Source organism: Amycolatopsis taiwanensis DSM 45107 (assembly GCF_000519205.1).
Classification (GTDB): Bacteria; Actinomycetota; Actinomycetes; order Mycobacteriales; family Pseudonocardiaceae; genus Amycolatopsis_E; species Amycolatopsis_E taiwanensis.
The window spans coordinates 167,673-180,696 of record NZ_JAFB01000019.1 but is presented as its reverse complement, the minus strand read 5'-3'; the positions used below and the strand labels follow the sequence as shown (position 1 = coordinate 180,696).

General features: G+C 68.2%; 14 protein-coding genes. 8 read left to right on the top strand and 6 right to left on the bottom strand.

Translation table 11 applies throughout. The features are described from left to right. Positions 1-3 precede the first annotated feature (3 nt). Positions 4-666: a DUF3043 domain-containing protein gene (locus tag A3CU_RS0116770; protein ID WP_027943296.1), complete on the bottom strand. Its 663-nt coding sequence runs from the start codon at positions 664-666 to the stop codon at positions 4-6. A 139-nt stretch (positions 667-805) separates the two neighbouring features. Between A3CU_RS0116770 and A3CU_RS0116765 the strand changes: the two genes are divergently transcribed. After that, entirely contained in the window at positions 806-1,180 is a 375-nt protein-coding gene (locus A3CU_RS0116765) for a HesB/IscA family protein (protein ID WP_027943295.1), read from the top strand. A gap of 207 nt (positions 1,181-1,387) precedes the next feature. Continuing rightward, complete coding sequence (locus A3CU_RS0116760; RefSeq protein ID WP_027943294.1) at positions 1,388-2,377, top strand: carbohydrate kinase family protein; 990 nt, start codon at positions 1,388-1,390, stop codon at positions 2,375-2,377. A gap of 103 nt (positions 2,378-2,480) precedes the next feature. Here A3CU_RS0116760 and asnB read toward each other — a convergent pair whose 3' ends face one another. Continuing rightward, a complete protein-coding gene (asnB, locus tag A3CU_RS0116755; RefSeq protein WP_027943293.1) occupies positions 2,481-4,415 on the bottom strand; it encodes an asparagine synthase (glutamine-hydrolyzing) in 1,935 nt (644 codons plus the stop codon). Between the two features lie 177 nt (positions 4,416-4,592). Between asnB and ctaC the strand changes: the two genes are divergently transcribed. Both ctaC and A3CU_RS0116745 read left to right on the top strand, forming a co-directional pair. After that, positions 4,593-5,489, top strand: coding sequence for an aa3-type cytochrome oxidase subunit II (gene ctaC, locus A3CU_RS0116750; RefSeq protein ID WP_043841335.1), 897 nt, complete (start codon positions 4,593-4,595; stop codon positions 5,487-5,489). Between the two features lie 13 nt (positions 5,490-5,502). Next, positions 5,503-5,922: a cytochrome c oxidase subunit 4 gene (locus tag A3CU_RS0116745; protein WP_027943291.1), complete on the top strand. Its 420-nt coding sequence runs from the start codon at positions 5,503-5,505 to the stop codon at positions 5,920-5,922. An 87-nt stretch (positions 5,923-6,009) separates the two neighbouring features. Here the strand turns inward: A3CU_RS0116745 and trpD are convergent, their stop codons facing one another. The 3 genes from trpD to A3CU_RS0116730 all read right to left on the bottom strand — a co-directional run bounded on the left by trpD (position 6,010) and on the right by A3CU_RS0116730 (position 8,133). Next, a complete protein-coding gene (trpD, locus tag A3CU_RS0116740; RefSeq protein ID WP_027943290.1) occupies positions 6,010-7,035 on the bottom strand; it encodes an anthranilate phosphoribosyltransferase in 1,026 nt (341 codons plus the stop codon). 121 nt (positions 7,036-7,156) lie between these two features. Then, positions 7,157-7,567 carry a chemotaxis protein CheY gene (locus tag A3CU_RS0116735; protein ID WP_027943289.1) on the bottom strand — a complete coding sequence of 137 codons (411 nt, stop codon included), beginning with the start codon at positions 7,565-7,567 and terminating at the stop codon, positions 7,157-7,159. Between the two features lie 149 nt (positions 7,568-7,716). After that, entirely contained in the window at positions 7,717-8,133 is a 417-nt protein-coding gene (locus tag A3CU_RS0116730) for a hypothetical protein (protein ID WP_027943288.1), read from the bottom strand. An 83-nt stretch (positions 8,134-8,216) separates the two neighbouring features. On the opposite strand from A3CU_RS0116730, the gene ctaE reads away from it, so the two are divergent. Genes ctaE through qcrB form a run of 4 tightly spaced genes read left to right on the top strand, consistent with a single transcriptional unit; the run spans position 8,217 to position 12,496 of the window. Beyond that, the gene (gene ctaE, locus A3CU_RS0116725) at positions 8,217-8,840 is read left to right on the top strand and encodes an aa3-type cytochrome oxidase subunit III (protein ID WP_027943287.1); all 624 of its coding nucleotides are present in this window, start codon (positions 8,217-8,219) and stop codon (positions 8,838-8,840) included. A 46-nt stretch (positions 8,841-8,886) separates the two neighbouring features. After that, positions 8,887-9,705 carry a cytochrome bc1 complex diheme cytochrome c subunit gene (gene qcrC / locus A3CU_RS0116720; RefSeq protein WP_027943286.1) on the top strand — a complete coding sequence of 273 codons (819 nt, stop codon included), beginning with the start codon at positions 8,887-8,889 and terminating at the stop codon, positions 9,703-9,705. Continuing rightward, positions 9,702-10,844, top strand: coding sequence for a cytochrome bc1 complex Rieske iron-sulfur subunit (gene qcrA / locus A3CU_RS0116715; protein ID WP_027943285.1), 1,143 nt, complete (start codon positions 9,702-9,704; stop codon positions 10,842-10,844). The genes qcrC and qcrA overlap by 4 nt, the downstream gene beginning before the upstream one ends. After that, positions 10,841-12,496 (top strand): cytochrome bc1 complex cytochrome b subunit, encoded by a 1,656-nt coding sequence (qcrB, locus tag A3CU_RS0116710; RefSeq protein WP_027943284.1) that lies wholly within the window; start codon positions 10,841-10,843, stop codon positions 12,494-12,496. Before qcrA ends, qcrB begins: the two co-directional genes overlap by 4 nt. A gap of 78 nt (positions 12,497-12,574) precedes the next feature. Here qcrB and A3CU_RS0116705 read toward each other — a convergent pair whose 3' ends face one another. Continuing rightward, entirely contained in the window at positions 12,575-12,862 is a 288-nt protein-coding gene (locus A3CU_RS0116705) for an Lrp/AsnC family transcriptional regulator (RefSeq protein ID WP_027943283.1), read from the bottom strand. Positions 12,863-13,024: the final 162 nt, after the last annotated feature.

Sequence of the window (13,024 nt, the reverse complement as noted above, 5' to 3'; positions counted from 1 at the left end):
CGATCAGGAGACGGTGTCGCCGGGCTTGACGCGCGGCTTGGGAATCCGCAGCTTGCGGATCTGCGTGGACCGGACGAACGCGTACCAGCCGACGGACCGGCCGCTGATCGTCTCCTTGGGGAACTTGGCCCGCACCTGCCTGCTGATCCGCCGGCCGGACAGGAACCCGTCGACGGCCATGCTGAGCAGCAGCACGAGGAACAACAGCGTTCCGTACTGCTGGACGATGGCCAACGGCACCACCAGCAGGACGATCATCAGCACGCCCATCGGCATGAACAGGCCGGCGAAGTTGCGTCGCGAGTCGACCAGGTCACGCACGTGGGCCTTGACCGGTCCCCGGTCGCGGGGCAGCAGGTAGCGCTCGTCGCCCTCGGCCATGCGCCGCTGGCGCTCGCGCACCTCGGCCCGCCGCTCGGCCTTGTAGTTCGGGTTCGCCTTCCGCAACTCCTTGTTGCGCTTCATCGCCTCGCGCATGGTGCGGGGCGGCGGCGCGACCGGGCCACGACGCTTGCCTTCGGCCTCGCGCCGCGAGGGGGTGGCGCGGCCCTTGCCGGGGGTATAGCCCTTGTTGTTGGTGTGAGATTCGATACTCGACGCGTCCGCATCCTGGGCGGCCTGCGGGCTCTCTTCGGTGGTAGTGCCGCTGCGACGTAGGAATCTCACCCGGTCAGGATATTCCAGGTCCGGCGCAGGTGTTCACGCGGTCGACCGGTATGTAACCATGGAACAGATCGGGCACCACGGTTGTTGTGTTCACCAGGACGAATGTCGTGCCCGCCGCACGCAAGACCGAGGGAGTGCAATGACGACCGCTGAGCAGACCGGCACCCAGGCCGAGGCCGGCGAGGCCACCCACGGCGTGAACCTGACCGACGCCGCGGCCGCCAAGGCGAAGGCCCTGCTGGAGCAAGAGGGCCGCGATGACATGCACCTGCGGATCGCAGTCCAGCCCGGCGGCTGCGCGGGCCTGCGGTACCAGCTGTTCTTCGACGAGCGCACGCTCGACGGCGACCTGTTCCGCGACTTCGACGGCCTGCGTGTGGCCGTCGACCGGATGAGCGCGCCGTACGTGCAGGGCGCCGTGATCGACTTCGTGGACAGCATCGAGAAGCAGGGCTTCACGATCGACAACCCGAACGCCACCGGATCGTGCGCGTGCGGGGACTCGTTCCACTGAGGCAGCGGCGTGCGGGGTCCTTCGGGACCCCGCTTCGCTTTTTCCGCACTACTCGTCAAGGCCGGTCACGCGCGGGTGGCAGGCGTCATCGACGATCCATTCCCCGGGCGCCGGAGCGCGCAGGGGAGCCACGACAGCTCTACCTACCGGTAGTGTTCGCCAGTCGGACTATCGGGTTATGACGCCAGGTCAAGACAGGGAGAACCGGTGGCAACCAACGACCGCATCGCGGTGGCCGGCAGTATCGCGACCGACCATCTCATGCACTTCCCCGGCAAGTTCGCCGAACAGCTCGTGGCCGAGCAGCTGCACCGGGTGTCGCTGTCGTTCCTCGCGGACGACCTGGTGGTCCGGCGCGGCGGCATCGGCGCCAACATAGCCTTCGGGCTCGGCGTGCTGGGAATGCGGCCGGTGCTGGTCGGGGCGGTCGGCGAGGACTTCGTGGACTACCGGTCATGGCTGGAGCGGCACGGCGTCGACACGTCGGGCGTGCACGTCTCGGACATCGCGCACACCGCCCGGTTCGTGTGTACCACCGACGAGGACCTCTGCCAGATCGCCACGTTCTACGCGGGTGCGATGGCCGAGGCACGCAACATCGAACTGGAGCCGATCGCCAGGCGGGCCGGCGGGCTCGGACTCGTGTTGATCAGCCCCGACGATCCCGAGGGCATGCTCCGCCATGCCGAGGAATGCCGCGAGCGCGGCTACCCCTTCGCGGTCGACCCCTCACAACAGCTCGCCCGGATGGACGGTGAACAGGCGCGCGCCTTCGTCAACGGCGCCAGGTACCTGTTCACCAACGACTACGAGTGGGAACTGCTGCTGCGCAAGACCGGCTGGACCGAGCGGGACGTGCTCGACCGGGTCGGCATCCGGATCACCACGCTCGGCGAGAAGGGTGTGGAGATCTTCGGCCCGGACGGGCTCGCGATCAAGGTCGGCGCGGTTCCCGAATCGGCCAAGGCGGACCCGACCGGCGTCGGCGACGGCTTCCGGGCGGGCTTCCTCGCCGGCGTCACCGGCGGCCTCAGCCTCGAACGCGCTGCCCAGCTCGGTTCCCTGATCGCCGTGCTGGTGCTGGAAACCGTCGGCACCCAGGAATGGACGCTGGACTCGCCGGCGGCGCTCAAGCGGCTGGCCGACGCCTACGGGACGGACGCGGCGAACGACATCGCGCCCGTCCTTCCCGCCTGAGGGGGTCTGGGCGCTTGTCCCCAGCCCAGTGTGGGTTGCTATCCCGCAGGGGCAGCGCTGTCAAGGGGTTCAGGGTGGGGGCGGCGCCCCCACCCTGCACGCCTCAGATCCGCACCGGGTAGGCGGGCTCGGGCACCTCGGGCTTGATGCGGTGCTCGATGAAGATGCCGTGCCACACCATGAAGACCAGCAGGGCCCACAGCCGGCGGCTGTGGTCCAGGGTCCCGGCCTTGTGCTCCTCCAGCAGCCGCAGCACCGCGGCCTTGTCGAGCAGCGCGCCGGTGCCGGAGTCGTTGATGATGCCCCGCGCCCAGTCGTACATCTCGTCCCGCAGCCACAACCGGATCGGCACCGGGAAACCCAGCTTGCGACGGTTGAGCACGTGCCCGGGCACGATCCCCTCCAGCGCCCGCCGCAGCGCGTACTTGGTGGTCTCGCGGGTGACCTTCTGCTCCAACGGGATACTCGCCGCGACCTTGAACACCTCGGCGTCCAGGAACGGCACCCGCAGCTCCAGCGAGTTCGCCATGGTCACCTTGTCCGCCTTGACCAGGATGTCGCCGCGCAGCCAGGTGAACAGGTCCACGTGCTGCATCCGCGCCACCGGGTCCCAGCCCGCCGACGTCCGGTAGTGCTCGGCGGTGACGTCGCGATGCCCGACCCCTTCGACGAAGTTGCGGAGCACACCCCGCAACTGGTCGTCGCGGAAGATCCGCGCGTTGCCGTAGTAACGCTCCTCAAGGGTCAGTGAGCCTCGCCGCAGCAGGTCCTTGCCGCGGGTCCCTTCGGGGATCTTCTCCGACACCTTGCCGAGCAGCCGCCGCACCCCGCCCGGCACCTTCTCGAACGGCGCGAGTGAGATCGGCTCGTTGTAGATGGTGTAACCGCCGAACAGCTCGTCCGAGCCTTCGCCGGAGAGCACCGCCTTGACGTGCTTGCGGGCCTCGCGTGCGATGAACCACAAGGGCACCAGCGCCGGGTCGGCCACCGGGTCGTCGAGGTACCAGACGATCAGCGGCAGCGTGTCCATCATCTCGTCGGCTGACACCGTGCGGATCACGTGCTTCACGCCGATCGCGGCCGCCGACTCGGCCGCCACGTCCACTTCGGAGTAGCCCTCGCGCTCGAAGCCGGTGGTGAACGCGATGAGATTCGGGTTCTGCTCCTTGGCCAGCGCCGCGATCGCGGTCGAGTCGATGCCGCCGGAGAGGAACGTGCCCACCGTGATGTCCGGGTCGGCGATCATGTGCTTGGCGACCGAGTCCCGCATCGCCGCGGCGATCCGCTCGTGCAGCGCCGTGGCCTCGGCCTCGGAGCGCACCGGTGTCGCGTTGAACACCGGGAAGAAATAGCGTTCCTGGGTCAGCTTGCCGCCCGGCGAGACGGTGAACGAGGTTCCCGACTCGATCCTGCGGATGCCCGTGTGCAGCGACTCGGGCTCGGGCACGTACTGCAGCGTGAGGTAGTGCTGCAGCGCCTTGGTGTCGAGTTCCTCACGTACACCGAGCACAGTAGACAGCTCGAGCAGGCTCTTCTTCTCACTGGAGAACGCCGTGCCACCGGGACCCGACGAGTAGAACAGCGGCTTGATGCCGAACGGGTCGCGCGCTCCGAAGAGGACCTTTTCGTCGGCGTCCCAGAGCAGGAACGCGAACATGCCGCGCAGCCGGCTCACCGCGGCCGGGCCCCAGTAGTGGTAGGCCGCCACGATCGCTTCGCCGTCGCCGGCTGTGGCGAATTTCGCACCGTGCTCGGCGGTGAGCTCTTCGCGCAGCTCGAGGTAGTTGTAGATCTCGCCGTTGAAGTTCAGCGTGTAACGGTGGGGTGACTCCGGCGGACCCCAGGTCAGCGGCTGATGGGCGTGCTCGACGTCGATGAACGCGAGCCGGTTGAAGCCGTAGACGACCTCGGCGTCGGCCCAGGTGTCGGTCTCGTCCGGGCCGCGGTGGCGCTGGCAGCGCAGGGCAGCGCCGAGCGCGTCACGGGCCTTGGCAGCGTCGTTCTCACTGGCACAGACCAGTCCAAGCAGGCCGCACACGTGTACTCACACCCTTGCGTCGTCACTGGTTGTCGGGCGCCCAGTATGCCGGGCGGCCGTTGTGTCACCCGTTACCCCTTGGTCGGCCGGGAATGTCTCCCACCACCACCCTCAACGGACCCGGTGAACACGACAGCTAGACTCCGGCTGTCACGCCAGAAATCGAGGAGGCCTGGGTTGAAGAGGGTCGGTAAGGTCGCCGCGCTGGCCGGGTTGGTCGCGCTGCTGGCGACTGGGTGCTCGGGTGACGAGGTGCTGCGCTTCGGCTGGCCGGTCGGCGTCACCGAGCAGGCCGCCAAGATGCGCTGGCTGTGGACCTGGTCCGTCATCGCGGCGTTGGTCGTCGGCGTGATCGTGTGGGGATTGATCTTCTGGTCCTCGGCCTTCCACCGCAGGAAGAAGAACGCCGACCCGACCGCGCTGCCCCGCCAGTTCCAGTACAACGTGCCGCTCGAACTGTTCTGTGTCGTGCTGCCGCTGGTCATGGTCTGCGTGCTGTTCTTCTTCACCGCGACGACCGAAAGCCAGGTGCTGGACAAGAAGCCCAACCCGGACGTGACGGTCGACGTGGTCGCCTTCCAGTGGAACTGGGAGTTCGACTACCCGGCGGAGGCCAAGGACGCCAATGGTCAGATGATCAAGACCATCGGCAGCTCCTCGGAGATCCCGCTCCTGGTCGTTCCGGTCGGCAAGACCATCCAGTACAACCTGCGCTCCACCGACGTGATCCACTCGTTCTGGGTGCCGGAGTTCAACTTCAAGCGCGACGTCTTCCCCTACCCGGAGAAGAACAACCAGGACTCCTCGTTCCAGAACACGATCGACCGGCCCGGGTCCTTCGTCGGCCGCTGCGCCGAGCTGTGCGGCACTTATCACTCGATGATGAACTTCGAGGTCCGGGCCCTGCCGGCGGACGAGTACGCGCGCTACATTCAGTTGCGTACGCAGGTCAACCCGGCCACCGGGTTGCCGAACACGGCGGCAGAGGCACTGGCCGCGCTGAACTGTGGCGAGTTGTGCACACCCCACGCGGTGACCACAGAACCGTTCAACACCGACCGCACCGCCCGCTGAGAGGGATAGCTCCATGAAGGTCGAAGCCCGGATTTTCGATCTGGTCACGGGATTCTGCTTGATTGTCGCCGTTATCTACGGCGTCACCACAGCCAAGTTCAGTGGGTTCGGCATCGAGCCGATCGGCGTGGTCGCGCTCGGCCTCACCGGCGGTCTCTCGCTCATCGCGGGCAGCTACATCCGGTTCGTCTCACGCCGCATCGAGCCTCGCCCCGAGGACCGCGAGGACGCCGAGGTCAGCGACGGCGCCGGCGAAATGGGTTTCTTCAGCCCCGGCAGCTACTGGCCGATCGGCATGGCCGCCGCGGTGGCCACCTGCGGGATCGCGCTGGCGTTCTTCCACATCTGGCTGATCGTCGTTGCCGGCGTGCTGATCCTGATCACCGTCGGTGGGCTGGTCTTCGAGTACCACACCGGCCCCAACCACGAGTAAAAAGATTTTGAAAGGGGCCGTGCGGGAGATCCCCGCGCGGCCCCTTTCGCTACCCGCACCGCCTGGCAGGTCACGCGAGACGGTCTGCTAGCGGTACGAAGACCAGCGGGTCAGCAGCTCCGCGGCGGCGCCGGAGTCGATCGCCTCGGCCACCCGGGACAGGGCGGCGGCCAGGTCGTCGGTCAGGGAAGCGGTGAACCCGGTGTGCGCGGCCACCGCGCCCGCGGCATTGATGAGCACGGCGTCGCGCACCGGTCCGGGCTTGCCGGCGACCAGTTCGCGCACGACCTCCGCGTTGATCTCCGCCGTCCCGCCGCGCAGGTCTTCCGCGGCCGCCCGTGGGATATCCAAAGTGGATGCGTCGAAGCGCTCTGCACGGACCTGGCCGCCGGAGACGACCCACACCGACGTGCTCGTCGTGGTGGTGATCTCGTCGAGGCCGTCGTCGCCGCGTACCACGAGCACGCTGGCGCCGCGGCGGGCGAACACCTCCGCCAGCGCCCTGGCCTTGTCCGGGTAGGCGCACCCGATCAGCCCGGCGCCCGGCTGGGCGGGGTTGGTCAGCGGGCCGAGCAGGTTGAACGTCGTCGGCACGCCCAGCTGGCTGCGCGGCGGCCCGGCGTGCCGGAAGCCAGGGTGGAACACGGGCGCGAAGCAGAAGCCGATGCCCAGTTCCGCCACGCAGCGCCGCACGCCCTCGGCGGGCAGGGAGATCGCGACGCCGAGCGCCTCCAGCACGTCCGCGGCGCCGGATTTCGACGAGGCCGACCGGTTGCCGTGCTTGACCACCGGGACCCCGGCGGCCGCCACGACGAGCGCGGACATGGTGGAGATGTTGACCGAGCCGGACCGGTCACCCCCGGTGCCGACCACGTCCACGGCAGGCCGGTCGAGCTGTACCCGGTGCGCGTGGGCGAGCATGGCCTCGGCCATACCGGAAATCTCCTCGGGCGTCTCGCCCTTGGCGCGCAGGGCGACCGCGAAGGCACCGATCTGCGCTTCCGTCGCGGCGCCCGACATGATCTGGTCCATCGCCCACGCGGCGTCCTGTTCGGACAGGTCGGCCCCGGCGATGAGCCGGGTGAGCACGGCAGGCCAGGTTTGGTCGGTCACGCTGTTTCCTTCGCGAGTGTGCGCGCGACCGCGACCGTGTCGGCGGGGCGCTGCGTAGGGGATCGAGTCAAGGCCGCGACGAGGGCGCCCCGCCGCCACGCCAAGGGGGTCACAACGCCCGTCATGCGTGCACGGTGGGAATGCGTTGCCCCCGCAGGACGTCGGCGACAGTCTCGGCGGCCGACAGCGGGTCGAGCGGGTGCACCAGCACGGCGTCGGCCTGTGACCAGGTGGCCAGCCACCGGTCGTCCTTGCGGCGCACCGCGACCACGATAGGTGGGCAGTCCTCGATCTCGTTCTTGAGCTGGCGGCACAGCCCGATCCCGCCGGTCGGCTGCGCCTCACCGTCGAGGATCGCGAGGTCGATGTCGCCCTCGTCCATCTCGGTGATCACCTCGCCGACCCCCGTGGCCTCCACGTACTCGACCCGGCCGAGGTCGGCGGCCGGACGTCGGCCCACGGCCGAGGTGATCGACTCGCGCACGTCCGCCCGGTGGCTGAACACCAGTACCCTCATCGCCTGCTCGCTCATGTCTGGAGATGCTAGTGTTCGCGCCCACCGCTGCGAACACCAATCCGCCACCGATTACCACCGGCGGCGTGATTTCCGCCCCGGCCGCATGGCGAGATGGCGCTTTCGCCCGGCCCCGCGGTGGACGTGTCCGATCTCACCCTGCCGGTTCACGCCGGCGGCTGCAGGGCGTCCCAGCCCAGCGCGTCGCCGCCGAGCCGCTGTGCCAGCCCCGCCATCCGAGCGCGTTCCTGGGCGCAACCCAGGGCGTCCAGTACCTGCACGCGCACCGCGTGGACCCGCGTGACCTCGCCGGATTCTCGCTGGTCGGGCGCCATGCGCAGCTGGTAGCCGTCCTGAGCCAAGATCCGTGCCGCGGTATCGATGCCCTCCGCCGGAAGCGAGAGATGGTGCCGCAGCACGGCCGCGCGCGCCGGGTTCCAGCGGTGTGACCTGCACAGCACGGCCGAATCGGCTTCCGCGGGATCGAACGCCTCGGCCACCACGGCAAGATCGGGCGCGTCGATCGTCAGCTCTTCCTCCACAGGCCTTCTGAACAGTCGAAACAGTCGATTCCGCGGGCTCATGGCCACTCCTCGTCTACCGCGTCCGCGGTCCTGACTCGCATGCCCCAGACCCGACGCGGCGGGCCGGTTTGCCAGAGGACATAATGCGACTCGTGACAGCTCCCTCCATCAGCCAGCGTGTGCACTCGCTGAACCGGCCGAACATGGTCAGCGTCGGCACGATTGTGTGGCTTTCCAGCGAGCTCATGTTCTTCGCCGGCCTGTTCGCGATGTTCTTCACGATCAAGGCGCAGAACTCCACGGGCGTCTGGCCGCCGATCAACCCGGCGACCGGCGAGCCGATCCATCTGGACATCCCGTTCTCGCTGCCGTTCACGATCATCCTGGTCGCCTCGTCGTTCACCTGCCAGCTCGGTGTGTTCGCCGCCGAGCGCGGGGACGTCTACGGCCTGCGCCGCTGGTACGTCGTGACCCTCATCATGGGCGCGATCTTTCTCGCTGGTCAGGCGGGTGAGTACGCCAGCCTGGTCGAGGAAGGCGTGACCATCCCGTCGGGCCCATGGGGCTCGATCTTCTTCGTCGCGACCGGTTTCCACGGTCTGCATGTGGCGGGTGGGCTCGTCGCGTTCATCTACCTGCTCATCCGCACCAAGCTGAGCAAGTTCACGCCCGCGCAGGCGACGTCGGCGATCGTGGTGTCGTACTACTGGCACTTCGTCGACATCGTGTGGATTGGCCTGTTCGCGGTCATCGAGATCCTCCCCTGACCGCAGGGCCCTCCTCCGTATTCCGACAGCAAGGGTTGCCGCAGAGATGACCACCAGCAAGAAGACCTCCGAGCGCCGGTTCCGTGCGCGCACCAAGCTGCGCAGGCGGTTCGCCGGCCTGCTCGCGCTGGGTATGGCGCTGCTCGGCGCGGGCGCGGCGTACGCCGTGTTCGTGCCAAAGCCCCAAACCGCGCAGGCGCAGGGCGATCCCGCGCAGCTGCGCCTTGGCGAGCAGGTCTACAACAACACCTGCATCACCTGCCACGGCTCGAACCTGCAGGGCGTGCAGGACCGCGGACCGAGCCTGATCGGCGTCGGTGACGCGGCGGTGTACTTCCAGACCTCGTCCGGCCGGATGCCCCTGGTGCGCCAGGAGGCCCAGGCCGACCGCAAGCCGCCGAAGCTCACGCCGGAGGAGATCGACGCGGTCGGCGCCTACATCCAGGCCAACGGCGGTGGTCCTCAGCGGCCCGCGGAGACCGGCGCCGCGCTGCGCGGCAACGACCCGGCCCGCGGCGGCGAGCTGTTCCGCCTCAACTGCGCCTCGTGCCACAACTTCACCGGCCGTGGTGGTGCGCTGTCCGCCGGGAAGTACGCGCCGAACCTCGACCCGGCCAACGAGGACCAGATCTACACCGCGATGCTCACCGGCCCGGAGAACATGCCGAGGTTCTCCGACCGGCAGCTCTCGCCGGAGGAGAAGAAGGACATCATCGCTTACATCAAGTCGGTGTCCGACAGCAACAACAGCCCGGGCGGTGATTCGCTCAACGGCTTCGGCCCGGCGTCCGAGGGCGTCATCGCCTGGATCGTGGGGATCGCTGCGCTCGTCGGCGTAACCCTGTGGATTGGATCGAGGGCATGAATAGCAAGGACGCAAGGGAGCCGTCCGAAGCCGAACTGGCCGAGATGGACCGGGACCAGCTGCTCAAGCTGGGCGGCGCGCTGGACGGCGTGGAGATCGTCGACTACCCGGACCCGTGGCCGGTCAAGGGCACCAGGGCGGAGAAGCGCGCTGAGCGCGGCGTCGCGCTGTGGTTCCTGCTCGCCGGGCTGGCCGGGCTGGCGTTCGTGGTGCTGCTGTGCTGGCCCGACGTCTGGCGGTACAAGGCCCCGGAAGCCGAGGGAACCTTCTGGTACAGCCTGTACACCCCCGCGCTCGGGGTCACGCTCGGCCTCGCGATTCTCGGCCTCGGGGTCGGGATCCTGCTCTACACCAAGAGGTTCATCCCGCACGAGCTGGCCGTGCAGGAGCGTCACGACGGCGGCGGCGAGGGCTCGTCGGAGATCGACAGGAAGACGATCGTCGCGCACCTGGAGGATGCGGGTCACCGCAGCACCATCGCCCGCCGGTCGCTGATCAAGCGCAGCGCCGCGCTCGGCGGTGGCGCGCTCGGCCTTGGTCTGGTCGCGCTGCCGGTCGCGTCGTTCATCAAGAACCCGTGGACGGAGCCCGACCCGGCGAACACGCTGTGGCACACCCCGTGGGGGCCGGAGCACCCGGGCGACGTCGTGTACCTGCGCCGCTACACCGGCAACTCGCACGACATCGTCCTGCTCCGCCCGGAGGACCTGGACGCCGGCGGTATGGAGACCGTCTTCCCGTTCCACGAGTCCGAGCGCAACGACCCGGAGAAGCTCTCGGCGGTCTTCAACCGCTCGGACACGCCGGTCATGCTCATCCGGCTCCGGCCCGAGGACGCGGCCCGCGTGGTCAAGCGCCAGGGGCAGGAGGACTTCAACTTCGGCGAGTACTACGCCTACAGCAAGATCTGCACACACGTGGGTTGCCCGGCGTCGCTGTTCGAGCAGCGCACCAACCGCATCCTTTGTCCGTGCCACCAATCGCAGTTCGACGCGCTACACTACGGAAAGCCGATCTTCGGCCCGGCTACCCGTGCGTTGCCCCAGCTGCCGATCACGGTGAGTGCGGACGGGTATCTGGTCGCCCGCAGCGACTTCGTCGAGCCGGTCGGCCCGGCCTTCTGGGAGCGTAAGTCATGAGTTCACTCACCACGCCGACCAAGGGGACCAACCTGCTGCAGCGGGAAGCCGCGCGGGCCGCGAACGACATGGACCAGCGCTACCGCCTGGCCAAGGGTCTGCGGCACCAGATGAACAAGGTCTTCCCCACGCACTGGTCGTTCCTGCTGGGCGAGATCGCGCTCTACAGCTTCATCGTGCTGATCCTCTCCGGCGTTTACCTGACGCTGTTCTTCGACCCGTCGATGGCCGAGGTGACCTATCACGGGAGCTTCGCCAACCTGCAGGGCGTGGAGATGTCGCGGGCGTTCGCGACCACTTTGGACATCTCCTTCGACGTGCGCGGCGGGTTGTTCGTCCGCCAGCTCCACCACTGGGCGGCGCTGATCTTCGTCGCCGCGATGATGGTGCACATGCTCCGCGTCTTCTTCACCGGAGCGTTCCGCCGGCCCCGTGAGGCGAACTGGGTGATCGGCGCGCTGCTGCTGATCCTGGGCATGTTCGAGGGGTTCTTCGGCTACTCGCTGCCGGACGACCTGCTCTCCGGCACCGGGATCCGCGCGACGGTGTCCGGCATCGTGCTGGCGACTCCGGTGATCGGCACCTGGCTGCACTGGGCGATCTTCGGTGGGGAGTTCCCTGGCGACGTGATCGTGCCCCGGCTCTACACGCTGCACATCCTGCTGATTCCCGGCATCATGCTGGCGCTCGTCGGGGCGCACCTGGCCCTGGTGTGGTACCAGAAGCACACCCAGTTCCCGGGGGTGCGGCGCAAGGAGACCAACGTCGTCGGCGTTCGCATCATGCCGTACTTCGCGCTCAAGGCCGGCGCGTTCTTCGCCGTGGTCACCGGTGTCACGGCGCTGATGGCCGGGGTCTTCCAGATCAACGCGATCTGGAACATCGGTCCGTACAACACGGCCCAGGTCAGTGCGGGCTCCCAGCCGGACTGGTATCTCGCGTGGGCGGACGGGCTGCTGCGGATCTTCCCGTCATGGGAGCTGTACCTGGGTAACTACACGGTGCCGGCGGTGTTCTTCGCGGGCGCGGTCTGGATGCCCATCCTGTTCGCGCTGCTCCTGGCCTATCCGTTCCTGGAACGCCGGCTCTCCGGCGACACCGCGCATCACAACCTGCTGCAACGGCCGCGGGACGCGCCGGTCCGGACCAGCCTTGGTGCGATGGCGCTGGGCTTCTTCGCGGTGATCGAGGCCTCGGGCTTCAACGACATCATCGCCGACCAGTTCAGGATCTCGCTGAACGCGACGACCTGGGCGGGCCGGATCGGGGTGCTGGTGGTGCCACCACTGGCCTACTTCGTGACCTACCGGATCTGCCTCGGCCTGCAACGCGCGGACCGCGAGGTGCTCGAGCACGGCGTCGAGACCGGCATCATCAAGCGGTTGCCGCACGGTGAGTTCATCGAGTTGCACCAGCCGCTCGGTGCGGTGGACGGGCACGGTCACGCCGTCCCGCTGGAGTACCAGGGCGCGCCGGTGCCGAAGAAGATGAACAAGCTGGGCGCGGCCGGCCGCGCGGTTCCGGGCACGATGCTCGCGCCCGACCCCGCCGAGGAGACCGCGGCGCTGGACCGGGCCAAGGGCAACGGTCACAGCAACGGCAGTGGCAACGGCAAGGTTCTCTCGTCCGACGAGGTGTCCGCCGGCCACTAGTGGCGTACCGACTGAATCAGGGCCTCGTGGTGCAGTCCACGAGGCCCTGATTTCGTTGGGTGGGCGGAAATCCGGCGGTCAGTCGGCGTCCGCCGAGCCGATGGCGAAGGCCGACTCCGTGTCCGCGGTCGAGTAGGACCGGAAGGCGATGTGGGTGTCGGTGCCGAGCACGCCGGGCACCTTTCCGATCTTGGCGGGAATCAGGTCGGCCAGGTCTTCGTGCGCGGATACCTGGATGATCGCGATCAGGTCGACGTCGCCCGCGCACGAGTACACCTGCGAGACGCCCGGGATGTCGGCGATCGCCTGCGCGGTCTCCGGGATGCTGTCGGCCACGGCCTGGATCAGCACGATCGCGGTGATCACTGACATTTCCTCCTTGTTTGTTATTCAGAACGTGTTCGGGTAGCCAGACCGTGACTTTGGTCGTCGGCTGCCGGTTTACCACGTTGGCGGCCTGCCTCCCCGCCCACGCAGGGCAGAGCATGGCGCTGTGTCACCAAGCGTGTTTATCTCACGTTTTGCGTT